This is a genomic window from Paraburkholderia graminis C4D1M (genome assembly GCF_000172415.1).
Lineage (GTDB): Bacteria > Pseudomonadota > Gammaproteobacteria > Burkholderiales > Burkholderiaceae > Paraburkholderia > Paraburkholderia graminis.
In genome coordinates this window covers 143,109-168,170 of the sequence record NZ_ABLD01000009.1, presented here as the reverse complement: position 1 = coordinate 168,170, position 25,062 = coordinate 143,109, and the positions used below count along the sequence as shown (strand labels likewise).

22 protein-coding genes are annotated in these 25,062 nt (G+C 63.6%); 12 read left to right on the top strand and 10 right to left on the bottom strand.

Annotation, left to right across the window (positions count from 1 at the left end):
• The first annotated feature begins 577 nt into the window (after window positions 1-577).
• On the top strand, window positions 578-1,852 hold the full coding sequence (locus BGRAMDRAFT_RS17185; RefSeq protein WP_044021278.1) for an EAL domain-containing protein: 1,275 nt from the start codon (window positions 578-580) through the stop codon (window positions 1,850-1,852).
• Here the strand turns inward: BGRAMDRAFT_RS17185 and BGRAMDRAFT_RS17180 are convergent.
• Window positions 1,808-3,070 carry a sigma-70 family RNA polymerase sigma factor gene (locus tag BGRAMDRAFT_RS17180; protein WP_006050069.1) on the bottom strand — a complete coding sequence of 421 codons (1,263 nt, stop codon included), beginning with the start codon at window positions 3,068-3,070 and terminating at the stop codon, window positions 1,808-1,810. The genes BGRAMDRAFT_RS17185 and BGRAMDRAFT_RS17180 overlap by 45 nt on opposite strands.
• Before the next feature lie 198 nt (window positions 3,071-3,268).
• Between BGRAMDRAFT_RS17180 and clpP the strand changes: the two genes are divergently transcribed.
• Both clpP and BGRAMDRAFT_RS17170 read left to right on the top strand, forming a co-directional pair.
• Window positions 3,269-3,928, top strand: a complete 660-nt coding sequence (gene clpP / locus BGRAMDRAFT_RS17175) for an ATP-dependent Clp endopeptidase proteolytic subunit ClpP (RefSeq protein ID WP_006050068.1) — start codon at window positions 3,269-3,271, stop codon at window positions 3,926-3,928.
• A gap of 138 nt (window positions 3,929-4,066) precedes the next feature.
• Window positions 4,067-5,671: an NYN domain-containing protein gene (locus BGRAMDRAFT_RS17170; protein WP_006050067.1), complete on the top strand. Its 1,605-nt coding sequence runs from the start codon at window positions 4,067-4,069 to the stop codon at window positions 5,669-5,671.
• 72 nt (window positions 5,672-5,743) lie between these two features.
• Here BGRAMDRAFT_RS17170 and BGRAMDRAFT_RS17165 read toward each other — a convergent pair whose 3' ends face one another.
• The 4 genes from BGRAMDRAFT_RS17165 to xseA all read right to left on the bottom strand — a co-directional run bounded on the left by BGRAMDRAFT_RS17165 (window position 5,744) and on the right by xseA (window position 10,853).
• A complete protein-coding gene (locus BGRAMDRAFT_RS17165; RefSeq protein WP_006050066.1) occupies window positions 5,744-7,495 on the bottom strand; it encodes a PQQ-binding-like beta-propeller repeat protein in 1,752 nt (583 codons plus the stop codon).
• 294 nt (window positions 7,496-7,789) lie between these two features.
• Window positions 7,790-8,365, bottom strand: a complete 576-nt coding sequence (locus BGRAMDRAFT_RS17160) for a glycine zipper family protein (protein ID WP_006050065.1) — start codon at window positions 8,363-8,365, stop codon at window positions 7,790-7,792.
• 312 nt (window positions 8,366-8,677) lie between these two features.
• Window positions 8,678-9,256 carry a superoxide dismutase [Fe] gene (gene sodB / locus BGRAMDRAFT_RS17155; protein ID WP_006050063.1) on the bottom strand — a complete coding sequence of 193 codons (579 nt, stop codon included), beginning with the start codon at window positions 9,254-9,256 and terminating at the stop codon, window positions 8,678-8,680.
• Window positions 9,257-9,473: 217 nt separating this feature from the next.
• Window positions 9,474-10,853 carry an exodeoxyribonuclease VII large subunit gene (gene xseA, locus BGRAMDRAFT_RS17150; RefSeq protein ID WP_029968091.1) on the bottom strand — a complete coding sequence of 460 codons (1,380 nt, stop codon included), beginning with the start codon at window positions 10,851-10,853 and terminating at the stop codon, window positions 9,474-9,476.
• A 579-nt stretch (window positions 10,854-11,432) separates the two neighbouring features.
• Between xseA and lpxK the strand changes: the two genes are divergently transcribed.
• The 5 genes from lpxK (at window position 11,433) to BGRAMDRAFT_RS17125 (ending at window position 15,564) form a co-directional block, all read left to right on the top strand.
• Window positions 11,433-12,449, top strand: a complete 1,017-nt coding sequence (lpxK, locus tag BGRAMDRAFT_RS17145) for a tetraacyldisaccharide 4'-kinase (RefSeq protein ID WP_006050061.1) — start codon at window positions 11,433-11,435, stop codon at window positions 12,447-12,449.
• Window positions 12,430-12,633 carry a Trm112 family protein gene (locus tag BGRAMDRAFT_RS17140; protein ID WP_006050060.1) on the top strand — a complete coding sequence of 68 codons (204 nt, stop codon included), beginning with the start codon at window positions 12,430-12,432 and terminating at the stop codon, window positions 12,631-12,633. Before lpxK ends, BGRAMDRAFT_RS17140 begins: the two co-directional genes overlap by 20 nt.
• Before the next feature lie 325 nt (window positions 12,634-12,958).
• On the top strand, window positions 12,959-13,759 hold the full coding sequence (gene kdsB / locus BGRAMDRAFT_RS17135) for a 3-deoxy-manno-octulosonate cytidylyltransferase (RefSeq protein ID WP_006050059.1): 801 nt from the start codon (window positions 12,959-12,961) through the stop codon (window positions 13,757-13,759).
• A gap of 208 nt (window positions 13,760-13,967) precedes the next feature.
• Window positions 13,968-14,633, top strand: coding sequence for an adenylate kinase (adk, locus tag BGRAMDRAFT_RS17130; protein ID WP_006050057.1), 666 nt, complete (start codon window positions 13,968-13,970; stop codon window positions 14,631-14,633).
• Between the two features lie 172 nt (window positions 14,634-14,805).
• Window positions 14,806-15,564 (top strand): 3-hydroxyacyl-CoA dehydrogenase, encoded by a 759-nt coding sequence (locus BGRAMDRAFT_RS17125; RefSeq protein WP_006050055.1) that lies wholly within the window; start codon window positions 14,806-14,808, stop codon window positions 15,562-15,564.
• 125 nt (window positions 15,565-15,689) lie between these two features.
• Here the strand turns inward: BGRAMDRAFT_RS17125 and BGRAMDRAFT_RS17120 are convergent, their stop codons facing one another.
• Together BGRAMDRAFT_RS17120 and murJ are read right to left on the bottom strand one after the other, a co-directional pair.
• Window positions 15,690-16,532, bottom strand: coding sequence for a SirB1 family protein (locus BGRAMDRAFT_RS17120; RefSeq protein ID WP_029968099.1), 843 nt, complete (start codon window positions 16,530-16,532; stop codon window positions 15,690-15,692).
• A 5-nt stretch (window positions 16,533-16,537) separates the two neighbouring features.
• Window positions 16,538-18,088, bottom strand: a complete 1,551-nt coding sequence (murJ, locus tag BGRAMDRAFT_RS17115) for a murein biosynthesis integral membrane protein MurJ (protein WP_006050053.1) — start codon at window positions 18,086-18,088, stop codon at window positions 16,538-16,540.
• Between the two features lie 553 nt (window positions 18,089-18,641).
• Here murJ and rpsT point away from each other — a divergent pair.
• Entirely contained in the window at window positions 18,642-18,920 is a 279-nt protein-coding gene (gene rpsT, locus BGRAMDRAFT_RS17110) for a 30S ribosomal protein S20 (RefSeq protein WP_006050052.1), read from the top strand.
• 187 nt (window positions 18,921-19,107) lie between these two features.
• Here the strand turns inward: rpsT and BGRAMDRAFT_RS17105 are convergent, their stop codons facing one another.
• On the bottom strand, window positions 19,108-19,455 hold the full coding sequence (locus BGRAMDRAFT_RS17105) for a DUF3579 domain-containing protein (protein ID WP_006050051.1): 348 nt from the start codon (window positions 19,453-19,455) through the stop codon (window positions 19,108-19,110).
• A 494-nt stretch (window positions 19,456-19,949) separates the two neighbouring features.
• Here BGRAMDRAFT_RS17105 and argF point away from each other — a divergent pair, with 494 nt between their 5' ends.
• Window positions 19,950-20,879, top strand: a complete 930-nt coding sequence (gene argF, locus BGRAMDRAFT_RS17100; protein WP_006050050.1) for an ornithine carbamoyltransferase — start codon at window positions 19,950-19,952, stop codon at window positions 20,877-20,879.
• Between the two features lie 254 nt (window positions 20,880-21,133).
• Window positions 21,134-22,360 carry an argininosuccinate synthase gene (locus BGRAMDRAFT_RS17095; RefSeq protein WP_006050049.1) on the top strand — a complete coding sequence of 409 codons (1,227 nt, stop codon included), beginning with the start codon at window positions 21,134-21,136 and terminating at the stop codon, window positions 22,358-22,360.
• A 174-nt stretch (window positions 22,361-22,534) separates the two neighbouring features.
• On the opposite strand, the gene murB is transcribed toward BGRAMDRAFT_RS17095, so the two are convergent.
• Window positions 22,535-23,581, bottom strand: coding sequence for a UDP-N-acetylmuramate dehydrogenase (murB, locus tag BGRAMDRAFT_RS17090; protein WP_006050048.1), 1,047 nt, complete (start codon window positions 23,579-23,581; stop codon window positions 22,535-22,537).
• Between the two features lie 170 nt (window positions 23,582-23,751).
• Here murB and BGRAMDRAFT_RS17085 point away from each other — a divergent pair, with 170 nt between their 5' ends.
• Entirely contained in the window at window positions 23,752-24,237 is a 486-nt protein-coding gene (locus BGRAMDRAFT_RS17085; RefSeq protein ID WP_006050047.1) for a YajQ family cyclic di-GMP-binding protein, read from the top strand.
• A 137-nt stretch (window positions 24,238-24,374) separates the two neighbouring features.
• Here the strand turns inward: BGRAMDRAFT_RS17085 and plsY are convergent, their stop codons facing one another.
• Window positions 24,375-25,016 carry a glycerol-3-phosphate 1-O-acyltransferase PlsY gene (gene plsY / locus BGRAMDRAFT_RS17080; protein ID WP_006050046.1) on the bottom strand — a complete coding sequence of 214 codons (642 nt, stop codon included), beginning with the start codon at window positions 25,014-25,016 and terminating at the stop codon, window positions 24,375-24,377.
• Window positions 25,017-25,062: the final 46 nt, after the last annotated feature.

Sequence of the window (25,062 nt, the reverse complement as noted above, 5' to 3'; positions counted from 1 at the left end):
GATGGCTTGATGGCTTGATGGCTCGGCGGCTCGATGACTTGGGGGCTGGAGGTGGAACGGTGGAGGCTAGCCGCTGAGGGGTGAAGGCTGGTGGCTGGTGGCTGGTGGCTGGTGGCTGGTGGCTGGTGGCTGGTGGCTGGTGGCTGGTGGCTGGGGGTTCGTGGCTGGGGGTTCGTGGTTCGTGGTTCGTGGTTAAAGGTTGAAGGTTGAAGGTTGATGTGTGAGGTCTCAGGGCTGAGGGCTAGCCGCCTACGCGAAGCCGTCATAGCGCCGCACCGTCCGAGCGGCGGCTCAACCGATGCCACGCCGCAGATGGTCGCTTGCTCACATTCAGGCCCAACATGAGCACCACCAACTTCGACCCGCAACGGGGCGCAGCCCGCACCAGCGAAGTGCGATACATCATGCCGGTGCCCGCGTCGTTGACCGACACTCGGCAGCTCGCGCGCCAACTGCGCACCCCGCCAGCCTTTCGTATGCGCATAGATCTTGCTCGCCTATCCTGTAAACTTACGCATTGCGCGTGCAGCTTCCGCATTGAGCCCCTAATCCGGCCGCCACCCACACGACTGACATGATGAGCATGATCGAACTCGATCCTCCCGGTTTTCAGCCTCCCCGCCCGATGGCCGGCGACGAGGGCTCCCGGCGCACCGTTCTCTACGGCGGCTACACCGTTTTCAGCGTATTTCAGCCGGTTTTCTCCGTGTCGCACCGGCGCGCGATCGGCTATCACGCCTCGCTGCGCGCGCACGACGAGCATGCGCGGCAAGTCCCCTCGCACGAGGTGTTCACGCAGGCCGCGCGCCGCGGCGACTTGCTGGAACTCGGCCGGCTGGCCGAGTCGCTCCACCTTGGCAACTTCAATGCATTCGACAGTCATGACGAATGGCTCTTTCTGAGTCTCCATCCGGCCGCGCTGATGGACACGAGCTACGGCGACGCGCTGCTCGCCGGGCTCAAGGCGTTGGGCTTGCCGCCGCAGCGCGTAGTGCTCGAGGTCTCCGAGCAAGCGGGCGGAGAAACGACGCGTTTCGCCGAGATCATCGACGCGTTGCGCAAGTCGGGCTTCCTCATCGCGCTCGATGGCTTCGGCGCCAAGCACTCGAACATCGACCGCGTGTGGAATCTGCGCCCCGATATCGTCACGCTCGACCGCTGCATTCTTGCGCAGGCAAGCGAGCACTCGCACATTGAACGCGTGCTGCCCGGTCTCGTCTCCCTGCTGCATGAATCCGGCCAATTGGTCCTGATGGGCGGCCTGACCACAGAGCGCGATGCGCTGATCGCACTCGAATGCAACGTCGATTTCGTCCAGGGCGCATTCTTCGCTGGGCCGAGCGTCGAACCGGTCAAGCCGCAAGCCGCTGCCGGCTTGATGGACTCGCTCTCCGCCGCGCTGCGCGAGCGTGTTGCCACGCGTGAACGCGCGCAGGCGACGCGGCTCGCACCGTACGTCAGCGCGCTCGAAACCGCAGCCGCACAGCTGGTTGCCGGGCAGCCAGCCGCTGACGCGACGGCCGCGCTGCTTAAGCTCGGCGAGACAGCACGCTGCTTCATTCTGGATGGCTCCGGACGGCAAATCGGCGACAACGTGCTGCCTCCTGGCCGCGCGTCGCAACGCGCGAAACGCTTCCGTCCGCTATTGCATTCCGAAGGTGCAAGCTGGGAGCGCCGGCCTTACTTCATTCAGGCGATGCGTACGCCTGGGCGCGTGCATCTCACTCCTCCTTATCTGTCGATCAATGAGGCGCATTTGTGCGTGACCGCTTCGATCGCCGCGCATACGCCCGGCGGCACGCAAGTGCTATGCGTAGACATCAACTGGGAAGTCGCGGCCCATCGCAACTGAGTCGACAGAGTCCACGGAGTCGACCGAGCGCTGCTGAATGCGCGCCAGCAATTCGGTGACCGCAGTGCGGCCCAGCACACGATTGGCGGCCTGCAATCGCGATGCGCTCGTCACTGCGTGCAACGAAACGATTCTTGCAGCGCCGTTGAGCGGACCGTGGGCCCACCTATGACCGTGCGCCTCGCCGGTGGTGAACCCGGTTGCGAGCCCGGTTGTAAGGTCGCTCTCGAAGCCAGTGTCGAAGCCGCCGGTCGTCCCGTTTTTCATGCCTGTCGCCGCGCCGCTGCCAGAGCCCTCCGTGGCGATGTCGATCAACGCAACGACGTCGCCTTCGATAAGCAGCGCGATAGACAACGCCCCCTCCACCGATACCAGTTCCACGTGGCTCGCCTGACGTGCAAGCGACGTCACCTTCTCCATCCAGTCACCCAATGCGCGGTCTGACGCGCCGGTGCGTGCCTGGGCGAACGCCTTCGGCGGCACACCAAGCGCGCGTGCATCGGCGTGTGCATAGCAGTTTGTCGAGGCAGCGGCACGCACAACGGCCGGTGAGTCGCCCGGCACATTCAGCGGCGGGCCGCACACCGGCTCGTCGCTGACGACATGCGGCGCATCGCTAAACAGCTCGAGCAGGCTAGTCCTGTCCTGCGCCTCAAGTGCGTTGCGCAAGCGCTCGACAATCCGCGCGTGACTCTCCGGATCGGCCCGATGCAACGGTGCGCCCGCGCGCTGCAGGCGCGCCCTCGCCCGATGCACGATCTGCCGGCAACTGGCCGCGCTACGTTCAAGAATCCTGCCGATCTCCGCGTAGTCGCAATCGAACGCTTCATGCAGCACAAACGCGGCGCGCTCGTCGGGTTTGAGGCGCTCGAGCAAAAGCATCACGCCATAGGACATTTCCGCCGCACGCAGCGCGAGTTCTTCAGCCGATGGCGCGAATTCGTCGAGCCACGGCTCCGGCAGCCAGCCGGTGGCCTGAGACTCGCGCTCGCGCTGCACATTTCTCAGACGGTCGATCGCCGTGCGCGTGGTGAGCGTGGTGAGCCACGCGGCCGGCGTCTGCACCTCATGCGTATCAGCGAGATGCCACTTCAGCCAGACGTCTTGCACGATGTCTTCCGCCTCCGCACGGCTGCCGAGCATGCGGTACGCCAACGCGAGCAGGCGGGCCCGCACCGCCCCGAAGCTGGATGCCTTGTCGATTTCGTGTTCTTTCATGCGTAGACCTCCAGATCGTGCGTGGTAAAAGCGCGTGCGCCGCCTGCCAGATTCCTCGACCGCGCGCCGCAAAGACATCCATTGCAGCTTGACGATTGGGCGAGCCGCCGCGTGACAGGCGCGCGAAAAAAAATTTATGTCACGCCGCCGACGGCCGGGTCGTCATAGGGACAGCAGCCCACTTTTGACGAGGCAAATATGCAATCGAGCTATCCACCTGTTACCGGCCTTGGCCTCGTGCCAACCGTGATCGAGCAGTCCGGCCGCGGCGAGCGCGCGTACGACATCTACTCGCGTCTGCTGCGCGAGCGCATCGTGTTTCTGGTCGGACCCGTGAACGAGCAATCGGCCAGTCTCATTGTGGCGCAATTACTGTTTCTGGAGTCGGAGAACCCGGACAAGGACATTTCGTTTTATATCAATTCGCCCGGCGGCTCGGTGTACGACGGGCTCGCGATTTACGACACCATGCAGTTCATCAAGCCGGAGGTATCCACTTTATGCACAGGTTTTGCTGCGAGCATGGGCACATTCCTGCTGTGCGCGGGCCAACGCGGCAAGCGGTACGCGTTGCCCAACGCGCGCATCATGATTCACCAGCCTTCGGGCGGCAGCCAGGGCACGGCAGCGGACATAGACATTCAAGCTAAGGAAGTGCTCTATCTGCGCGAACGTCTCAATGCAATGATGGCCGAACGCACGGGGCGCAGCATCGAGGAAGTCGCGCGCGACACAGACCGGGACAATTTCATGTCCGCGTCCGCGGCAAAGACCTATGGCCTCGTGGACGAAGTGCTGGAAACGCGGGCGGCGCTGAACTCGTCTTCGGTGGCGTCGGACAGACACCATGACGTATAGCGCAGCGCGGTTGAACTGTGCCGGGTTCAACTGCCCGCGCTTGCACTGGTCTGCCCGACAAAAGCTGATCACGTTGGCTGGAATCGCTATCATGGTCGCGATTCGTCGACTCCGACGAGCGCTTCAATGGAGATTTACATGGCGTCATCCAACGAAACCGTCAGCATGGCGCTATTCTGCGACTTCGAAAACGTCGCGCTGGGCGTGCGGGACGCGAAGTACGACAAGTTCGATATCAAGCTGGTGCTCGAACGTCTGCTGCTCAAGGGCAGCATTGTCGTGAAAAAGGCGTATTGCGACTGGGATCGCTACAAGAGCTTCAAAGGTGCGATGCACGAAGCCAATTTCGAGCTGATCGAGATTCCGCACGTGCGTCAATCGGGCAAGAATTCGGCGGACATCCGGCTCGTCGTGGACGCGCTCGACCTCTGCTACACGAAGTCGCACGTCAATACGTTTGTGATCATCAGCGGCGACTCGGACTTTTCACCGCTCGTGTCGAAATTGCGTGAGAACGCGAAGCAGGTGATCGGTGTCGGCGTCCAGCAGTCCACGTCTGATCTGCTGATCGCGAACTGCGACGAGTTCTTTTTTTACGACGACCTGGTACGCGAAAGTCAGCGCACCGTCGCCAAACGGGAGTCCTTGCGCCAGCAGAAGAGCGCTCAGCCGACAGCCAAGGTATCGCAGGACGAAGAGAAAAGCCGCAACAAGGAAGATCTGGAAAAGCGCCGCACCAAGGCGGTGGAGATTGCGGTGCAAACGTTCGACGCGCTTGCATCCGAGCGGGGCGACAGCGGGAAAATCTGGGCGTCCGTATTGAAGAACGCGATCAAGCGGCGCAAGCCGGATTTCAACGAAACCTATTATGGCTTTCGCGCGTTCGGCAATCTGCTCGAAGAGGCGCACGCGCGCGGGCTGCTGGAATTCGGCCGCGACGAAAAATCAGGGGCTTACGTATATCGGAGCACGGTTTCGGGCGCTGCGGGGGAAGGTGTCGGAGAAAGCGCGGGCGAACCGGCGGGCGAGCATGCAGCGGCGCGTGGAAGCGAAACTGTCGACACCGCAGAGGTAGCGGAACAACTTGACGAGTCGCAGACGGTTGGCGCGGCGCAAGCGGAAAAAGGCGCCAAACACGAGTCTCGTCGTCGGGGTCGTGGAGATCGGAAGCGAGGCGCAAGCCAGCAAGCCGCCCGCGAAGCCACGCACGAGACGGCACAGGGAAGCGCAGAGGAAGCCGGCCACCAAACGGCGCCACGAAGGACGCCGCAAGCCGCCAACACCCGACGCACCAGACGCGAAGAAAACGGAGCCAACCTGAGCCAGGCTGAAGGCGATGCGATGTATGCCCCTGAAGCGGAAAACAAGCGCGCGACGTCCGAGCTGCCGCAAGCGCTCACGAACGAACCGGGCGATGTTTCTGATCAGGCGGGCGCGGCCGAAAATGCCGACTTGCACCAGACCGACGAAACGCAGCCCAAGCGTCGCAAGCAACGCGAGCCGCGTAAAACGGCCGCGAAGAAAACGCGGAAGACCGCAGCACGATCGGACGACACGGCAAGCAACACGAACACGGCGAACACGGCGAACACCGCGCACACTCCAGACACCGCATCGCCAGCAACCGAACCTTCACCGACCGCAGAGGAAACACCCGCGCCCGCCAGGAAAGCCGCGCGTAAAACCGCGTCGTCGCGCAACCGCCGGCCGCGCAAGACAACGGGAGGCAACGACACCGAGTGACACCGAACGACACCGAACCACACCGAATAGTTCGCGCCTTGCTCCGCACCCGGCAGCGGCCAAAGCCAAGTGTCACCGCAAGCCGAACACCGCAACACCGTTGGTCGCGCCGACATAAACCTTGCCGCGCGCGATCATCGGCGTGATGAACTTGTTGCCCGCGCCCCATTGATCGCGCGTGCCCACCTGGTTGCTGTTGTACAGCTCGTTGGCAAGATTGCTCGCGTCGTAGGCATGCAGGGCGCCAGTCGAGCCGTTCTCCGCGGCCCAGACAATGCCGTTGCTCGCGCCATTGGCGGAAATCGCCGGCGTTGCGCCCGGATAGGCAAAGGTCGTCGGGCTTCGAGATGAAGCCGTCGTTGCGAGGAACGCGCCAGCGATCGGCAACGCTTTGAGGTTGTCGTTTAGCCCTCCGTAGTACACGACGCCCTTGTAATAAGCCGGCGAACCCCAGATGCCGCCAGCAAGCGTGCCGATGAGTTCTTGCCAGATGTTATTGGCCGCTGGGCTGAATTTGCCCATTGAATCGCGGTCGACCACATAGATGTGGTTGTCTTTGCCGGCCGCCACAGCAAGATGCTTGACCACGCCGGCCGCGGTCGTCTGGTCCGGCAGCAACATCACGCCTCCAGAACCGAAGTCGTTGTCCGTATTGGCCTCTTCGACTACGTTGGACATCGCGAAATAGTCGGTGACTTGCAGTTGGCCAGCCGACAGTTTCATCAGCGAGTTGCCGAAGTTGCCGTCGACCGGGAAGCCCTGTGCATTGAGCGTCGTGCCGAACGTGCCGTTGCCGTCGACGACATAGATGGACGAGCCGTCGGAAGCCATGCCGGAGCCGGCCATCCAGATCGAGCCCTGGCTGCCGTTCGGCGTGATGTTGAGCGCGCTGGTCTGCTTGAGTGTGCCGGCGTTGTACGCCATGAGCCAGCCGGTGTAAGCGCCGGACATGCAGTGCGCCGTCCAGCCCATATAGATGTTGCCGCCAACGAGCGTCAATGCCGCCCGCTCCGTGTGCAACGACGCGTTGAACGTAATGACGCCGTTGACGCTCCCCGCGCCGCCGCCCGGATAAGTCGCCGCAATCTCGGTGGGACCGCCGAACAGTTCGGCGCCCGTCGCAAGGTCGAGTGCGTGCAGGCGGTGATGGTAGGCGCCGCCGCTGTCTTTCGTCATCGAGACCGCGTATAGCGCGCCGTTGGGGCCGCGCGAGCGGTCGATCACCGGCGTCGACGTCACGCCAATCTCGGGCGTGATGTCCGGGCATCCGCGGTCGTCGCTGGGCGTTTCGCCGCTGCCGTTTAGCGTCGCGTGCCACAACTGCGCGAAGCTGGTGGCGTCGTACGCATAGACGCTATTGTGTTCGGTCGCGACGTAGACTACGTCGTGCGGCGCGCCGCCAATCGACAACGCTGTCGCAAAGAGCGGCTGGGCATCCACCTTGCCGTCCGCCGCAAGGAACGCGACTTTGCCGAAGCTCGATGGGTTGACGTTGGCGGGCGTCAGCGTGGTTTCGGCAAGCATCTGGCCGGTGCGCGCAAGGTCGTTGTGGTGCATCAGCACGTCGGTGGCGAATACGGGTCCGGCGGGTGCAGCCCCGCCCGCGCCGCTCCCCGCGCCTGAGCCTGAGCCGCTGCTGCCCGCACCCGAGCCACCACCGCTCGCCCCTCCGCCCGACGATGTAGACGCCGCTCCCGGCGATCCGCCCGAGCCGCCGCCACATGAAGCAAACCCCCACGCAACAGTGAGCAGCGCCGCCACTGTGCACACACGAACCCACGGCCCGGCCGATAGCCGGTCGCCGCCACCTCGCGAGATACGCATGTCCGCCTCGTCTCTCAAACGATGCGACGCTCAGTTCCGCAAGACGAAGGCTGCGCGTGATGCGAACACGTCGCGTGCCGCGGAGGGACGCCCCGTGCACATCTTCCGATGGCTGATGGCTGATCACACTCAACGTCCGCGGCCAATTAACCGTACGCCGTTTGCGGAGTTCCATGCCGCCAGGGTCTCGCCACTCTCCGCCAGGCAAACGCGCGGCTGGCGGCGCAACGCGAAAGCAAGGCGCGACCGCACGCGCGATCGCGTGTCAGGCATCAAAGCATCGGAATGAAAGCATCAGTAGTACGGATAAGGCGCGTAAATTACGGGCGGCGGTCCGTAATAGCGCGGCCGCGGCGCAACATAAACCGGTTGCGGCGCATACACAGGCTGCGGCGCGTAGACCGGCACTTGCGGCTGCGAGATCGTGTTGCCCTTCGACGTCATGCACTGCGCGTAGGCTGCGTCGTAGCGCGCCTGCAAGCTGTTCGCCGAGTACTGCGCGCCGTTGGCGCCAGCCGCGCCGCCGATCAGCAAACCGCTGCCCGCTCCGATCGCCGCACCCGCTCCGGCATTGCCCGCCGCCGCGCCAAGCAATGCGCCGACGGCGGCGCCGCCCAACGTTCCCACCGCCGCGCTGTTGACGCTGCTGGTGGTCGCTCCTTGCGAAGCGCCGGCCGCATCGGACGAATGGAACGCATAGTCGCGACACGTGTAGTCGTCCTGTTGAAACTGACTGAGCGGCTCGCCGCTGCGCGGCATGGCCACCACCGACGGGCCGCTCGGCGGCACGACGGCGCAGCCGCCCAATAGCGCGAGCGCGACGGCCCCGAGAGGCAGCGCGACGCGCAACGGTGTTAGACGTGAAATCATGATGGCGCGAATAGCGTGGATTGGAAATCACACGTTATGCGAATCCACGCTCGCGATGTTTACCGCATCGTTACCGTATGTTTTATGCCCGTGCGCGAAGCCGCGCCGCAAGCCTGAGCCACGCGATGTGCGTTATCGCGCGGTTACGAACAGTGACAAAGATTGTGCAAGCCCATGAACGATGCTCGCGCGGCGACGCGCAAAAAGCAGAAAAGCCCTCACATGGAGGGCTTTTCTTTCTTGCATAGCGGCCGTTGTGAACCGATTCAGAGCCGATTCAAAGCCGGCCCAACGCCGCAACACACCGAAAAATCACGCGAAGTTCTTCGACGCGAATTCCCAGTTGACGATGTTCCAGTAAGCTTCGACAAACTTCGGACGCGCGTTGCGATAGTCGATGTAATACGCGTGTTCCCACACGTCGATCGTGATCAGCGCTTTGGCGTCCGTGGTCAGCGGCGTCGCAGCGTTGCTCGTCGACACGAGGTCGAGCGAACCGTCTGCCTTCTTCACGAGCCATGCCCAGCCCGAGCCGAACGTGCCGATTGCGGTCTTCGCGAACTCTTCCTTGAACTTGTCGAACGAGCCCCACTTGGCGTTGATCGCGTCGGCCAGCGCGCCGGTCGGTGCACCGCCACCTTGCGGCGACAGGCTGTTCCAGAAGAACGTGTGGTTCCACACTTGAGCTGCGTTATTGAACACGCCGCCCGACGACTTCTTCACGATTTCTTCGAGCGACAGATTCTCGAACTCCGTGCCCTTGATCAGATTGTTCAGGTTGGTCACATAGGTCTGGTGGTGCTTGCCGTAGTGAAACTCGAGCGTCTCTTCCGACATGTGCGGAGCGAGTGCGTTTTTCGCGAACGGCAGCGGCGGGAGCGTATGTTCCATGGTGCTTTCCTTCAGTCTGTATCTGTTGTGGGGAGTCTGCGGATAACGCTTTAGAGCACTCGATTGTAGGCGACTTGGAATAACCCCGCAAACGAACGGACTTTATGTCCGGCATCGGCGAATCGCCCGCAAAACCGCGTAATTAGTGCTTCCGTTTGCTCTGCAAACGCGAGCTCGCGCAGTCAAAACTACGCACGCGCAGCGTGTCAGCGCGATGTCAGAAACCGTCGGCAAGACGCGGCTGCACATCGGCGAGGGCGACGTCTGCGGTGCCCTCGGCGAGATGCATCGTCAGGCGGCGTCCCGGTTTCAACGACGACGGCGCGCGCACCGCGCGGCCGGTCTGTGCATCGAGTACCGCGGCATAGCCGCGCTCGAGCGTGCGCTGCGGACTCAGCACTTCGAGCCGCGCCGACAGCGTGGCGATGCGCGCGGCCTGACGTTCATGCTGACGCAGCAATGCGGCGTCGAGCCGTTGCGTGAGATTGCCAAGCCGCGCCTGATGCGCAGCGAGATCCGGACGCCAGCGCTGCCAACGCATCTGCAGCAGCGAAAACCGCGCTCGGGCATCGCGCACGGGCCTTGCCCCGGCCGACGCGAGCCGCGCGCTCAGTTGCTGCAAATGCGTGCGTTGCCGCGCGAGACGCTCGGCGGGCGACACAAGCCGGCGCGCGAGCCAGTCGAGCTGCTGGGCGCGCCGCTCCATCATCCGGCCGAAGCCGCGTGCAAGCGTCGCATGGCGATGGTCGAGCTCGCGCAGCAACAGCACGCGCTGCGGGCTCACCAGTTCGGCGGCGCCTGTGGGCGTGGGCGCGCGGACATCGGCGGCGAAATCGGCGATCGTGAAATCGGTTTCGTGCCCCACGCCGCTCACGACCGGAACCGCGCTCTCCGCAATCGCGCGCGCGAGCACTTCTTCGTTGAAGGCCCACAGGTCTTCAATCGAGCCGCCGCCACGGCACACGATCAACACGTCGACCTCGCGCCGCGCGCTGACCGCATCGACCATTGCCGCGAGCTTCGCGCTTGCGCCCACGCCTTGCACCGGCGCCGGATAGACGATCACGGGAATATGCGGCGCGCGACGCGACAGCGTCGTCAGCACGTCGCGCAGCGCCGCGGCCTGCAACGACGTGACGATGCCAATTGCGCGCGGATGCGACGGCAGCGCGCGCTTGCGTTCGGCGGCAAAAAGGCCCTCGGCTTCGAGCTGTGCCTTGAGCCGCAAAAACGCTTCGTAAAGACGTCCCTGGCCGGTGCGCCGCACTGCCTCGACGTTCAGTTGCAGTTCGCCGCGCGGCTCGTACATCGTGACGAGCGCCCGCACTTCGATGCGGTCGCCTTCCTTCGGCGTGAACTCGGCGTATTGCGCGCGGCCGCGGAACATCACGCAGCGCATTTGCGCCTGCGCGTCCTTGATCGAAAAGTACCAGTGACCGCTCGCGGCGCGCGTGAAATTGGAGACTTCGCCGGCAACCCACACCAGCGGAAACGAGCGCTCGAGCATGCTGCCGATCGCGCGATTCAGAGCGGAAACGGGAACGACGACTTCGCCGCCGGGCATCGTCGACGAGGTAAGGGAACTGTCGGAATTCATGCGAAGGGATGGTGGTGACTGGCCGGACAGACGATAGACCGAGTGGCCAATCGCGTCCAGCGCGACGCGCAAATTGTTAAAAGTGTCCACATGCCGGGACCGTCAAGGCGAATTCCGCCACGCGCCCGGCAAACTACGGGAAACCGAAGCATCCCGTTGATTTATATGAAATTTACTGATGACCTCCTGAGGTGATCGCCGACGCAAGGCGCTTGCAACGGCCCTTGAGGCGCTGCGGCGGGCGGGTTCTCCACAAAGTTATCCACAGGCTGCAAGAGGCGCAACACGCGACGCGGCAGGCATAGGACGCAGCCAACGCGACTTGCGGCCGGGGACGCGTGCGCGCTAGAGTGGCGGGTTCGACAGTAAGGGAAAAGCACGCACGCAAGCGCCGCAACGTGCGCGTGACGAAGGGCGCTGCTGACACGCGCTGCCTATGCTTCCCTTTCTGCTTTTAAGTTTTTCGACCGTCCGGAGAATCGCGCTGATGCCTGTCCCGCGTATTGCCCCTGGCGCCTTCACGCCGCCGCGCTCGCGCCGTCCCGCGAGCGGCGAGCCGCTCGTCCGCCCGGCCTGCCGATGAGCGGAATCTTCGATCGTTTGGAAGCGCGCGTGGGGCGCGAGTGGCAGCACCGCGGACCGCTTGCGTGGTCGCTGACACCGCTCGCATGCGTGTTCGGCGCTGTCGCCGCGCTGCGCCGCGCGGCATTCTCGCTCGGCTGGATTAAGCCGGTGCGCGTGGGCGTGCCCGTGGTGGTGGTCGGCAATGTGACCGTCGGCGGCACCGGCAAGACGCCGACCGTGATCGCGCTCGTCGAAGCGTTGCGCGGCGCCGGCTTCAACCCTGGCGTCGTGTCGCGCGGCTACGGCGCGCGGGTCAAGACGCCGACGCCGGTTACGCCCGCCTCGGCGGCCAGTGTCGGCGGCGACGAACCGCTGTTGATCTCGCGCCGCACCGGCGCGCCGGTCTGGGTGTGCCCGGACCGCGTGGCGGCGGCGGAGGCGTTGTGCGCGGCGCATCGCGACGTCGACGTGATCGTCAGCGACGACGGCCTTCAGCACTACCGGCTCGCGCGCGACGCCGAGCTGGTCGTGTTCGATCACCGGCTCGGCGGCAACGGCTTTCTGCTGCCGGCGGGTCCCTTGCGCGAGCCGCTCTCGCGTCGGCGCGACGCCACGCTGATCAACGACCCTTACGCGAAGACGCTGCCTCCGTGGCCGAACACGTTCGCGCTTCAGCTTGCACCGGCCGACGCGTGGCATCTCGATAACCCGGCGTTGCGCCGCCCGCTCGCGCAGTTCCGCGGCGAGCGCGTGCTGGCGGCCGCCGGCATCGGCGCGCCCGAGCGTTTTTTCGCCACGCTGCGCGCCGCCGGCCTCGCGCCTGAGACACGCGCGCTGCCCGATCACTACGCTTTCGAGCGCAATCCTTTTACGGGCGCCGACGCCGACGCCATCCTGATAACGGAAAAGGATGCGGTAAAATTGGGGTCCTGGCGCGACGCGCGCATCTGGGTTGTTCCCGTCGAAGCCGCGCTCGATCATCGCCTCATTGCATTAGTTGTGGAGAAAGTCCGTGGACGCTCGCCTGCTTGAAATTCTCGTTTGCCCGATCTGCAAGGGCCCGCTCAGCTACGACCGTTCCGCGCAGGAGCTGATCTGCAACGCGGACAAGCTCGCCTATCCGATTCGCGACGGCATCCCCGTCATGCTGGTCGACGAAGCGCGGCAGACTGTCGAAGGCACGCCTGTGGATCTGAATCCGGGGTCGGTGGCCTGAGGCGTGTCGGGCTGGCGCGGCGTGAGGATTTCGCGCGGAGCCAGTTTCGGGTCTGTTAGCGGCGGGTGGTTGGCCATGTTTACGAAGCGGCGATTGGTGCAAGATTAGTGTGCCGGTTGCCAAGGTGGCTCGTTGGCCGGTTGTGCCGGTTGGCTTGCGGCTCGGGACTTGGCTGGCTCCTCGGCTCGCAGCTCATCGCGTGGCTTGTTGGCCCTCGTTGATTCGTCAAAATTGTCAGCTCTCGTTAGCCCGCTCCCGCTCCCACCCCCTGACGCACCCCACACCACCTCCCTCTCCCCTTCCCCCCCACTTCCTCATCTCTCCGATGACCCACACCGCCTCCGCCACGCCCCCGTTCATTGCCGTCGTGCCGGCACGCCTCGCGTCGACCCGTCTGCCCAACAAGCCGCTCGCCGATATCGGCGGCAAGCCGATGGTCGTGCGGGTCGCCGAGCGCGCACGCGAATCGGGCGCCGAGCAGGTGTTGATCGCATCGGACGCTCAGTCGGTACTCGACGCCGCCCGCGAGCATGGTTTCGAAGCCGTGCTCACGCGCGCCGATCATCCGTCGGGCACGGACCGTCTCGCCGAAGTCGCGTCGCAATTCGGCTGGAGCGACGAGACGATCGTGGTCAATGTGCAAGGCGATGAACCGCTGATCGATCCGTCTCTCGTGCGTGGCGTCGCGTCGCATCTCGCGGCACGCAGCGATTGCGCGATCGCCACCGCGGCGCATCCTATCGCCGATGCCGCGGAGATTTTCAATCCCAACGTCGTCAAGGTCGTGCTCGACGCGCGCGGCGTAGCGCTCTACTTCTCGCGCGCGCCGATTCCCTGGGCACGCGACGCCTATCAGCCGCACTGGCCCAACGTCGCGTCGATGCCTGTGCCGCCCTCGCCCGCCGTGGTTCATCGGCATATCGGGCTGTATGCGTATCGCGCAAAATTCCTGCGCAGCTATCCCGATCTGGCGATCTCGCCGATCGAACAGGTCGAAGCGCTCGAGCAATTGCGCGCGATGTGGCACGGCGAACGCATCGCCGTCCTGGTCACGCCCGAAGTGCCGTTGCCGGGTGTGGACACGCCCGCGGACCTCGCGCGCGTGCGGGCTTTATTCGGGTCTTGAGCGCAAAAACCCGTGGCATAATCGGACGCTTGTGCGCGCCTCCCGTGATTAGCGAGAGCCAGGGTTTGCCCGGTCGCGCCGTACGTGTTTCAGCAGCGCCGTCGTCGACGTGCAGCGCGAAACGCGAAGCGGCAGCCGACGCGGGTCCCTTGCCCCTCGTGGGACGACCGCAGCGCCACCAAGAATTCACATAGATCTGGAGATACACATGCGTTTGATTCTTTTGGGTGCGCCCGGCGCGGGTAAGGGCACTCAGGCAAACTTCATCAAGGAAAAATTCGGCATCCCGCAAATTTCCACCGGTGACATGTTGCGCGCGGCCGTCAAGGCAGGCACGCCGCTCGGCCTCGAGGCGAAGCGCTTCATGGACGCAGGCGAACTCGTCACAGACGAGCTGATCATCAACCTGGTGAAAGAGCGTCTGCAACAGCCGGACTGCGCAAACGGGTATCTGTTCGACGGCTTTCCGCGCACCATTCCGCAAGCGGAGGCGATGAAGCAGGCCGGCGTCGCGATCGACTACGTGCTGGAAATCGACGTGCCGTTCGACGAGATCATCGTGCGCATGAGCGGCCGCCGCTCGCACGCCGCGTCGGGCCGCACATATCACGTCAAGTTCAATCCGCCGAAGGTGGAAGGTCTCGACGACGTGACGGGCGAGCCGCTGATCCAGCGCGAGGACGACAAGGAAGAAACCGTCAAGAAGCGCTTACAGGTATACGAAGCGCAGACCAAGCCGTTGATCGACTACTACAACGGCTGGGCGAAGAACGGCGACGCGACCACATCGCTGAAGGCGCCGCAATACCGCCGCATCTCCGGCCTCGGCACGGTCGAGGAAATCCGCGACCGCGTGTTCGACGCGCTGAAGTAATTCAACGCCGCAGCTTGCGTTGGCAAAAAACCCGCCTCTTTCCGGCGGGTTTTTTTATGCCTTCAGCACGGCCGTTTTAATTTGCTCCTCGGCGATGGCGATGTGGGATCATCCATGATCGAAAAGATATTCGATCTGGACGTTACTTACCGTATCAAGGAAAGGAGCAGAGATGGAGATTCGTGACAACGCATTCCTGATCACCGGCGGCGCATCGGGGCTTGGCGCCGCGACCGCGCGCCTTCTCGCGGAGAACGGCGGCAAGGTGGTGCTCGCCGACCTGAATCAGGACGCCGGCGAGGCGCTCGCCAAGGAACTCGGCGGCGTTTTCGTCAAATGCGACGTGAGCCGCGAGGACGATGCGACGCGAGCCGTCGAAGCCGCGACGAAACTCGGCACGCTGCGCGGCCTCATCAATTGCGCGGGCGTCGCGCCCGCCGCGAAGACCGTCGGCAAGGACGGCCCGCATCCGCTCGACGCGTTCGCGCGCACCATCTCGATCAATCTGATCGGCACGTTCAACATGATTCGCCTCGCGGCCACTGCGATGTCGAAGAACGAGCCGAATGCGAACGGCGAACGCGGCGTGATCATCAACACGGCGTCGGTCGCGGCCTACGACGGCCAGATCGGACAGGCGGCCTACGCGGCGTCCAAAGGCGGCGTGGTCGGCATGACGCTGCCTATCGCACGCGACCTGTCGCGCAACGCGATCCGCGTGATGACGATCGCGCCCGGCATCTTCGAAACGCCGATGCTGCTCGGCATGCCGCAGGAAGTGCAGGACGCGCTCGGCGCGATGGTGCCGTTCCCGCCGCGCCTCGGCAAACCGATCGAATACGCGATGCTCGCGAAGCAGATTCTCGACAATCCGATGCTTAACGGCGAAGTGATTCGTCTCGACGGCGCGATTCGCATGCAGCCGAAGTAACGACGCGCCGCGAATTGCCGTTGCGATTTGCCGCCGCAATAACGAAAAACGCCTGCACGCGAATCCCGTGCAGGCGTTCTGTTTTTAGCGCGCGGCCTAACGACCGTTGACGGCTTTGCTGCTCGCTAGTCGCGATCGTTATGCTGCGTGCGCTGACGCAATTCCTGCAACTGCGATTCCACAACGGTTGCGTCTTCCGCATCGGGGCACTCGCCGAGATAACGCTCGAGGTCTTCGAGCGCCGGGCGCAAATAGTCCAGACGCGCATACGCAAAACCGCGGTCGCGAATCTCGTCGATACTGTCGGGCAACAGGATCACGAGACGCTGCTGCACGGCAAGCAGGCGCTGCCAGCGCTCGGTCTGCAAATACGTGGACTTCAGATTGCGCAACATACGCGCGATGATCTCGCGCCGCGTGGCCGGCTGCAGCAGCATGCGCAGCGCCCGGCTCACCGACTCGCCGGCCGACGCCACATACGGCTCCAGCATGTCGACCATTTCCGATTCCGACAGCGAATGTCCGCTCGTCGGATCGAGCATCACGTCGCCGTCGGGCGTCGTGACACGCAACAGGAAATGACCGGGAAACGATACGCCGCGCGCCGGAATGCCGATCTGCTCGGCCATCTCCAGATACAGCACCGCGAGCGAAATCGGAATGCCGCGGCGACGTTTGAGCACCGCGTTCAGATGGCTGTTGTCGGGGTCGTAATAGTCGTTCAGATTGCTGGCAAAACCCAACTCGCGGAAGAAGAACCGGTTCAGAATGCCGACCTTCTGGCGGATGTCCGCGTCATCCGGCATGCGGCGCTGCAGGCGCACCACCAGTTCGTCGATCTCGGCCAGCGTGCCTTGCAGATCGAGATCCGGGTAAGCGTCCTGCGCGAGCGAGAGCGCCGCCTCTGTCAGCGGCAAGCTCTCGTCTTCGGCGACGAGCGTGCTGAAATAGTCGAGAACCCGCGTGATCGTCATCACTTCACTCGCCTTTTGAAATACGCGTACTTGAAGCCCATCAGCCAAAGCATACCGAAATATAGCGCCGCGAACAGCACGAGGCAGGCAGCGAGCAGCGCCATGCGGTCGATGGGCCGGTCATGCATGCCGATCCAGTCGAAGCTGATGGACAGCCAACGCATGGTGCCCGCGAGGACCAGACACGCGCCGAACAACTGCGCGAAGAACTTGAGCCAGCCGCTCGACGGCGTATAGATGCCGCGCTTGCGCAATCCGAGGAACAGCAACAGCGCGTTGCCGCAAGCGCCGAGCCCGACGCTCAGCGTGAGCCCCGCATGCGCGAAGATCGGCACGAACACGTAGTTGCTCAACTGCGTAAGAATCAGCACGCCGATGCCGATCTTCACCGGCGTCTTGATGTCCTGCTTCGCGTAGAAGCCGGGCGCGAGGATCTTGATCAGAATCAGGCCGATCAGGCCGACGCCGTAAGCGGCCAGCGCGCGCGCCACCATCACGACCGCGTTGCCGTCGAACTTGCCGTAGTGAAACAGCGTGGCCGTCAACGGCTCAGCAAAAAAGAACAGCGCAACGGCGCTCGGCGCAGCGAGCAAAAACGTGACGCGCAAACCCCAGTCGAGCAGCGACGAATATTCGTGAGGATCGGCGTCGACGTGCGCCTTCGAAAGACTCGGCAGCAGGATCGTGCCTAGCGCGACGCCGAGCAGCGCGGTCGGAAATTCCATCAGCCGGTCCGCGTAGTTGATCCACGAGACGGCGCCCGGCCCGATGCGCGACGCGATATTCGTATTGATGATGAGGCTGATCTGCGCGACGGAGACGGCGAACATGGCCGGCACCATCTTCCACAGCACGCGCTTCACGCCGCGATGCGCGAGCGCGCGCAGCGGATTGAGGCCGATGCGCGGCACCATGTCGATCTTCTTGAGACCCGGCAGTTGCACGACGAACTGCAACAACCCGCCCGCGATCACCGCCCACGCAAGCGCATAGACCGGCGTGTGCATGCGCGGCGCGAAAAACACGGCGGCAACGATGAACGACACGTTCAGCAAAACCGGCGCGAACGCGGGCAGCGAGAAGTTCTTGTACGTGTTCAGCACGCCGGACGCGAGCGACGTCAGCGAAATGAAGATGATGTACGGGAACATGATGCGCGTCATCGTGACCGCGAGCGCGTAGGCCTGGCCTTCGTGAGCGAGGCCCGACGCGACCACGAACACGACGCCCGACGCGCCCAGCACGCCGACGAGCGACAGCACCGCGAGCGCCCAGGCGAGCACCGTCGAGGTGGCATCGACGAGCGCCTTGGTGGCGTCATGTCCTTGCTGGTTCTTGAACTCGGCGAGGATCGGCACGAAGGCCTGCGAAAACGCGCCTTCGGCGGAAATGCGGCGCAGCAGGTTGGGAATGCGGAAGGCGACGTAGAACGCGTCAGTGTATTGACTGGCGCCGAACGCGCGCGCGATCAGCGTTTCGCGGGCCAGTCCGGTCACGCGCGACAACAGCGTGAAACCGCTGACCGTCAGCAGGGCTCGGAATAGATTCATGGGGCGCTTATTATAAGGGTGCCGCAAAGGCGGACGACGAGCCAGGAAGCGATTCGGACCGATTTCCTCTAGAGACGTTCGGTTGGGGCAGCGAATTCCGCTGCATTTTTTCGCGCGCGCCGGGGGCGGCCGGCAAGGGCTTGTGCAATCGGGCCGCGCTCGGGCGCGGTGAACCGCGGCCGGGCAGCAATCCGACTCGCGCGGGCGGGTCTGGCCTCCCCCGAGCCGGCGGCGCGGCATGCATTCCCGTTGCCACGTCCCTGATTTTGTTGCTATAATCGCCGGTTTCGAAGCTCGCTCAGTTCTCGGACGGCTTCCGGACGAGGGTCGAGGTCGGCGCCAGGTGTCACGAATGTGAACGAATATGGGCCGCCACTTCCTTCAGATATGCCGGAACATGGCGCCGCAAACACGGGCCCGCCTTCGCGTAGTTCGATCGTTTTTCGACACTTTTGCGCTCTTGGGCAATCGCTTCCAAGAGTTCGGATCTAAAAGCAGCGCCTCACCACTTGAAGGTCAGGTACTGGAAACAGGAACAGGATAAGGAACCGTCATGGCTAACTCCGCACAAGCACGCAAGCGCGCCCGCCAGGCCGCCAAGGCAAACTCGCACAACTCGGCACTGCGCTCGAAGTTCCGCACGGCCATCAAGGCAGTGCGCAAGGCAATCGACGCCGGCGACAAGGCCAAGGCCGCTGAAATCTTCCAGGCATCGTCGAAGACCATCGACATCATTGCCGACAAGAAAATCGTTCACAAGAACAAGGCAGCTCGCCATAAGAGCCGCCTCGCCGCAGCCATCAAGGGTCTGCAGGCTCCCGCAGCCCAGTAATTCCGGTCGGCCCGCTCCGGCGGGCTACCTCCTGTTTCCGCTGCGCATGAAGGCCCGCTTTGGCGGGCTTTTTTGTTTGCCACGCGCGCGTAGCGGAAGAGAATGGCCGATTGGCGCAGCAACGCCAGCATGAAAAAACCCGCCGATGTGGCGGGTTTTGCTTTTCTGCGAGCCGGTTTCGCTGGCGCTAGATGATGTGCCGCTTCGTCTGCGGCGGCGGCGCATGCTCCAGTTCCAGCTCGCACGCTTCCGTCACCACGAGGTCGTTGTCTTTGGCGAAGTTCATGACGAAGTCGAACGCCATGGGTTCGATGTCGCGCAGGCGCGAATCGAGAATCACGCACTTGAGGTCGCCGATCATGGTCGGCCGGACGTACACCGAGTACTGCATGTAGGCGTTGGGGCCCTTTCTGGCACCCGGTCCGAAAGATGACATCACACCTGCGAGACGCTCCGACCAGTCGCTCGGCCGGAATCTTTTTCCCGTCGACGTGATGCCCTGAATGAAGTATTCGGTTGGAGCTGCTTCGGCCATGTAGAAATACCTGTGTGACTGCCCAGCGGATGACGGCGACAGCAAGCAACAAAACGGATTTCGAAACGCTGTGCCCGGCGAGTGAACCGCTCCAGAGAGCGCCGCCGCAGGATCGTGCAAAGCGGTTTGGCCGCTATGACGTGCGCGGTATGACGCACGCGGTGTGCCTAGCTCGAAACGGCGCATCAACGAAGCATCCCGCACAAAGGCGGCGCCTTGCGAACCGCTCGAGCCGCCACGCGACGCCTGTGCCCTCACCACGAAGCACGGGCCTGCTGGGCCTATGAATAACCCGCAGATTATAGCGCAGCGGACCTTTTTCCGCACTGCACACAAGCTTGTTTCGGCAGCGCAGCGCGGCTTTCAAAGCGCTTTCCCGGCCTTTTGGCCGACTCGTCAAATGAGGCGAAATCCTTTATGCTGCATTGAGTTACCACAAAACGACGGCGGCGCCGTCCGGCAATCCTGCCGGGTGAGACCGCCGTATTTGTTTCATGACCGCCAAGAAAATTCGCCACTATCTGCAGTTCAAGGATTTCTCGCTAGACGACTACGAGTACGTGCTGGAGCGCGCGCGAATTCTGAAGCGCAAGTTCAAGAACTACGAGACTTACCATCCGCTGCACGACCGCACGCTCGCCATGATCTTCGAAAAGAATTCGACGCGCACGCGCCTGTCGTTCGAAGCCGGCATTTTCCAGTTGGGCGGGCACGCCGTTTTCATGAGCACGCGCGACACGCAGCTCGGCCGCGGCGAACCTATCGAAGACGCTGCGCAGGTCATCTCGCGCATGGTCGACATCATCATGATCCGCACGTTCGGTCAGGACATCATTCAGCGCTTTGCCGAAAATTCGCGCGTGCCGGTGATCAACGGGCTGACAAACGAATATCACCCGTGCCAGGTGCTGGCCGACATCTTCACGTATTTCGAGCATCGCGGTCCGATTCGCGGCAAGACGGTCGCGTGGGTCGGCGACGCGAACAACATGCTCTACACGTGGATCGAAGCCGCGCAGATTCTCGGCTTCAAGCTGCGCCTCTCCACGCCGCCGGGCTACAAGCTCGACCGCGGCTTCGTCGCCGCGGAAAGCGCGCCGTTCTACGAGGAATTCGACGATCCGAACGAAGCCTGCGCGGGCGCCGATCTCGTCACGACAGACGTGTGGACCAGCATGGGCTTCGAAGCCGAAAACGAAGCGCGCAAGAAAGCCTTCGCCGACTGGTGCGTCGACGCGGAAATGATGTCGCGCGCGCACGCCGACGCGCTCTTCATGCACTGCCTGCCGGCTCATCGCGGCGAAGAAGTGAGCGCGGAAGTGATCGACGGCCCGCAAAGCGTCGTGTGGGACGAAGCGGAAAACCGTCTGCACGTACAGAAGGCGCTGATGGAATATCTGCTGCTCGGCAAGCTCAATCACTGAGCGCATTGCCGCGCGGCATTTGCGCGAAGCGCGGCGCGGCGTTCGGCCTTGACTACGACGCAAGCCGTCCACGCCGGGACCGCGTATCGCGCACCGCGCTTCGGCCCGCAGCAGCCTCACCAGCGCTCCGCAATATTCGCCGCAACAGCCAAAAACGCGGACGCGCGCCGTTTTAGTGTCAAAATAGTTGTTTTCCGCGCTCCGGAACCGCCGGCGCGCCTTGTTTTCCCGCTTTCTCCAGCTACGAGTTCACCATGAGCGATATCAAGAAAGTCGTGCTCGCCTATTCGGGCGGCCTCGACACCTCCGTCATCCTGAAGTGGTTGCAGGACAACTACGACGCCGAAGTCGTCACGTTCACGGCCGACATCGGCCAGGGCGAAGAGCTGGAACCGGCGCGCAAGAAGGCACTGCAACTGGGCATCAAGCAGGACAACATCTTTATCGAAGACCTGCGTGAAGAATTCGTGCGCGACTTCGTGTTCCCGATGTTCCGCGCCAACACGATTTACGAAGGCGAATATCTGCTGGGCACGTCGATCGCGCGTCCGCTGATCGCGAAGCGTCAGATCGAGATTGCCCGCGCCACCGGCGCGCAGGCCGTGTCGCACGGCGCGACCGGCAAGGGCAACGACCAGGTTCGCTTCGAACTGGGCTACTACGCGCTCGAGCCGGGCATCAAGGTGATCGCGCCGTGGCGCGAATGGGATCTGCTGTCGCGCGAAAAGCTGCTCGCGTACGCGGAAAAAGCCGGCATTCCCATTGAAATGAAGCATAAGCAAGGCGGCGCGCCGTACTCGATGGACGCGAACCTGCTGCACATTTCGTTCGAAGGCCGTCACCTCGAAGACCCGAAGGCCGAGGCGGAAGCCGACATGTGGCGCTGGACCGTGTCGCCGGAGCAGGCGCCGGATCAGGCCGAGTACGTCGACATCGAATACGAGCACGGCGATCCGGTCGCGATCAACGGCAAGCGTCTGTCGGCGGCCGAAATGCTGACCGAGCTGAACAGTCTTGGCGGCAAGCACGGCATCGGCCGTCTGGATCTGGTGGAAAACCGCTATGTCGGCATGAAGTCGCGCGGCTGCTATGAAACGCCGGGCGGCACGATCATGCTGAAGGCGCACCGCGGCATCGAGTCGATCACGCTCGACCGCGAAGTCGCGCACCTGAAGGACGACCTGATGGCTCGCTACGCCGCGCTGATTTATAACGGCTACTGGTGGAGCCCGGAGCGCCGCGCGATTCAGGTGCTGATCGACCACACGCAGGAGAAGGTCAACGGCTGGGTGCGCGTGAAGCTCTACAAGGGCAGCGTGTCGGTCGTCGCTCGCGATTCGAAGGAAACGCTGTTCGACAAGACCATCGCCACTTTCGACGACGACGGCGGCGCCTACAACCAGGCCGACGCCGGCGGCTTCATCAAGCTGAACGCGTTGCGTATGCGGATCGCGGAGAACGCGCGCCGTCAGCGCGGTTAAGCGGAGCGTTGTCGAGGCGTGGCTTGGCTTGGCGGAAACCTTGCGGTTAAACAGGGTTTCCCGCTAGCGCGATAGATGCAACGAAAAGAAAGGCGCCGCGAGGAAACTCGCGGCGCCTTTCTTCATGCGCGCTGCAAACGCCGACAAGGCCACTCCACTCGCTAGCCCGCACGCTCACAAGCAAACCGGCTCCGCCTCCAACTCGACGCCGAATCTCTCCAGCACGTCATGCTGGATCGCACGCGCGAGGGCCAGCACGTCCGCCCCGCTCGCGCCGCCGCGATTCACCAGCACCAGCGCCTGGCGCTCGTGCACGGCGGCGGCGCCGATCGAGCGGCCCTTCCAGCCGCATCGGTCGATCAGCCAGCCCGCCGCGAGCTTCACGCGCCCGTCCGGCTGCGCGTAGGACACGACATCCGGCTCCCGGCTTTTCAGCGCTTCAAACTGATCGGCGTTCACCACGGGATTCTTGAAGAAGCTGCCCGCGTTGCCGAGTTCCAGCGGATCGGGAAGTTTGGCGCGCCGCACGGCGACGACCGCGTCGAAGATGGCTTGCGCATCCGGCTCCTTGCCGTCCGCGTGGTAGCCGTCAGCAGCGAGCTGGCGAGCGAGATCCGCATAGTTCGCGCGCGGTTGCCAGGCTTTCGGCAAACGGAACGTAACCGACGTGATGACGAAACGGTCGCGCCCTTCCCGCTTGAAAAAGCTGTCGCGGTAGCCGAACGCGCAGGCCCGCGCATCGAACTCGACCGACTCGCCGGAAGCCAGTTCCACGGCGCGCAGCCAGGCAAAGCGCTCGCACATTTCCAGCCCGTACGCGCCGATGTTCTGAATCGGCGCGGCGCCCACCGTGCCTGGAATCAATGCGAGGTTTTCGAGGCCCGGCAAACCCTGCGACAGCGTCCATCCGACGAACTCGTGCCACGGCTCGCCGGCGGCTGCCTCCACATAGACGGCTTCGTCGTCCTCGCCGACGACACGGCGTCCGCGCAGCGCCACGAGCAGCACCAGTCCCGCGAAGTCGCGCGTCAGCACCACATTGCTGCCGCCGCCGAGCACGAGCCGCGGCAAACCAGCAATGCGCGGATCGTGCGCCGCGGCCGGCAACTGCGCTTCACGCTCGATGCGGCACGCCCACTGCGCGTGGACGTCGAAACCAAAGGTGTTGTGCGCCTTCAGCGGATAGCCGGCAATGAACTCGGCGGAATCGGTTTGAGACATCGGAATGAGAACTAAGGGGCGGGCAAACTGCCGTGAGCTGCGGGCCCGCGCGGCGGCCTTGGGCAAATGAGGGTTGCGTCGGTAAAATGACGCTGGTCCGTGATTATAGCGAGTGCCCCGCGACGAGCCGCCGGCCGCGTCGCGCACCGCCGCACTATTGGGAGAATGCAATGCCATCGTTTGACGTCGTCTGCGAAGCGAACATGATCGAAGTCAAGAACGCGATCGAGCAGTCCAACAAGGAAATCTCAACCCGCTTCGACTTCAAGGGGTCGGACGCGCGCGTCGAACACAAGGAAAACGAAATCACCGCCTACGCCGACGACGACTTCAAGCTCGGCCAGGTCACAGACGTGCTGATCTCCAAAATGGCCAAGCGCAACGTCGACGTGCGCTTCCTCGACTACGGCAAGATCGAGAAGATCGGCGGCGACAAGGTCAAGCAGGTCATCAAGATCAAGAAGGGCGTGTCGGGCGATCTGTCGAAGAAAATCGTGCGCCTCGTGAAGGACAGCAAGATCAAGGTTCAGGCGAGCATTCAGGGCGACGCGGTGCGCATCACCGGGGGAAAACGCGACGACCTGCAAAGCGTGATAGCGATGCTGCGCAAGGACGTGACGGACACGCCGCTCGACTTCAATAACTTCCGCGACTGAGCGTTTATGTCATCGACGCAGCGCCGGTTTCAGCGGCGCTGCATTGACAAGCGGGAGCGCCGCAGCGCATCGAAAGTCGGAGCGCGTAGGGCGCAGAGCGCACTTCGCACGTAGCAGCACTCCGCACTGCCACCCGCTCAACGATCCTCGCCGCTCACCGCACTCGCAGCCGCCGCCTTCTTCTTATCGCCGATACGGCTTTCCTCGCCGCGCATCAGCTTGCCGATATTGCCGCGATGACGCCACACGAGCAGCGAGCTCATCACGACGATCGCCAGCGCGATGACGTGCGGCCCGAACAGAAAGCCGTCGAAGATCGGCGCGAACACTGCCGCAGCCAACGCCGCCAGCGACGAATAGCGCGTGAAGAACGCCACGATCAGCCACGTCAGAAGCGTGGCGAGGCCGAGAATCGGATTGATCGCGAGCAACACGCCGGCGGCCGTCGCCACGCCTTTGCCGCCCTTGAAGCGGAAGAACACCGGATACAGGTGGCCGAGAAACACGGCGACGCACGCAATCGCCACCGACGTATCGTCGAGCCCGTAGCGCGCGCCGAAATGCGCGACGAACCACACGGGCAACCAGCCCTTGAAGGCGTCGCCGATCAACGTGAGAATCGCGGCCTTCTTGCTGCCGCTGCGCAGCACGTTGGTCGCGCCGGGATTGCCCGAGCCGTACGAGCGCGGGTCGTCGAGCCCCATCGCGGCGCTCACGATCACGGCGAACGACACCGAACCGATCAGGTAGGCAACGACAGCAACGATCAGGTTTTGCATCTGTGACTCTTATAAGGATCGGCGGTCTGCAACTGGATACCTCAAC

Excerpts from the sequence above, each read along its gene's own strand:
- BGRAMDRAFT_RS17185 (WP_044021278.1), top strand. The coding sequence starts at position 578 with ATGAGCATGATCGAACTCGATCCTCCCGGTTTTCAGCCTCCCCGCCCG.
- BGRAMDRAFT_RS17180 (WP_006050069.1), bottom strand. The coding sequence starts at position 3,070 with ATGAAAGAACACGAAATCGACAAGGCATCCAGCTTCGGGGCGGTGCGG.
- clpP (WP_006050068.1), top strand. The coding sequence starts at position 3,269 with ATGCAATCGAGCTATCCACCTGTTACCGGCCTTGGCCTCGTGCCAACC.
- BGRAMDRAFT_RS17170 (WP_006050067.1), top strand. The coding sequence starts at position 4,067 with ATGGCGTCATCCAACGAAACCGTCAGCATGGCGCTATTCTGCGACTTC.
- BGRAMDRAFT_RS17165 (WP_006050066.1), bottom strand. The coding sequence starts at position 7,495 with ATGCGTATCTCGCGAGGTGGCGGCGACCGGCTATCGGCCGGGCCGTGG.
- BGRAMDRAFT_RS17160 (WP_006050065.1), bottom strand. The coding sequence starts at position 8,365 with ATGATTTCACGTCTAACACCGTTGCGCGTCGCGCTGCCTCTCGGGGCC.
- sodB (WP_006050063.1), bottom strand. The coding sequence starts at position 9,256 with ATGGAACATACGCTCCCGCCGCTGCCGTTCGCGAAAAACGCACTCGCT.
- xseA (WP_029968091.1), bottom strand. The coding sequence starts at position 10,853 with ATGAATTCCGACAGTTCCCTTACCTCGTCGACGATGCCCGGCGGCGAA.
- lpxK (WP_006050061.1), top strand. The coding sequence starts at position 11,433 with ATGAGCGGAATCTTCGATCGTTTGGAAGCGCGCGTGGGGCGCGAGTGG.
- kdsB (WP_006050059.1), top strand. The coding sequence starts at position 12,959 with ATGACCCACACCGCCTCCGCCACGCCCCCGTTCATTGCCGTCGTGCCG.
- adk (WP_006050057.1), top strand. The coding sequence starts at position 13,968 with ATGCGTTTGATTCTTTTGGGTGCGCCCGGCGCGGGTAAGGGCACTCAG.
- BGRAMDRAFT_RS17125 (WP_006050055.1), top strand. The coding sequence starts at position 14,806 with ATGGAGATTCGTGACAACGCATTCCTGATCACCGGCGGCGCATCGGGG.
- murJ (WP_006050053.1), bottom strand. The coding sequence starts at position 18,088 with ATGAATCTATTCCGAGCCCTGCTGACGGTCAGCGGTTTCACGCTGTTG.
- rpsT (WP_006050052.1), top strand. The coding sequence starts at position 18,642 with ATGGCTAACTCCGCACAAGCACGCAAGCGCGCCCGCCAGGCCGCCAAG.
- BGRAMDRAFT_RS17105 (WP_006050051.1), bottom strand. The coding sequence starts at position 19,455 with ATGGCCGAAGCAGCTCCAACCGAATACTTCATTCAGGGCATCACGTCG.
- argF (WP_006050050.1), top strand. The coding sequence starts at position 19,950 with ATGACCGCCAAGAAAATTCGCCACTATCTGCAGTTCAAGGATTTCTCG.
- BGRAMDRAFT_RS17095 (WP_006050049.1), top strand. The coding sequence starts at position 21,134 with ATGAGCGATATCAAGAAAGTCGTGCTCGCCTATTCGGGCGGCCTCGAC.
- murB (WP_006050048.1), bottom strand. The coding sequence starts at position 23,581 with ATGTCTCAAACCGATTCCGCCGAGTTCATTGCCGGCTATCCGCTGAAG.
- BGRAMDRAFT_RS17085 (WP_006050047.1), top strand. The coding sequence starts at position 23,752 with ATGCCATCGTTTGACGTCGTCTGCGAAGCGAACATGATCGAAGTCAAG.
- plsY (WP_006050046.1), bottom strand. The coding sequence starts at position 25,016 with ATGCAAAACCTGATCGTTGCTGTCGTTGCCTACCTGATCGGTTCGGTG.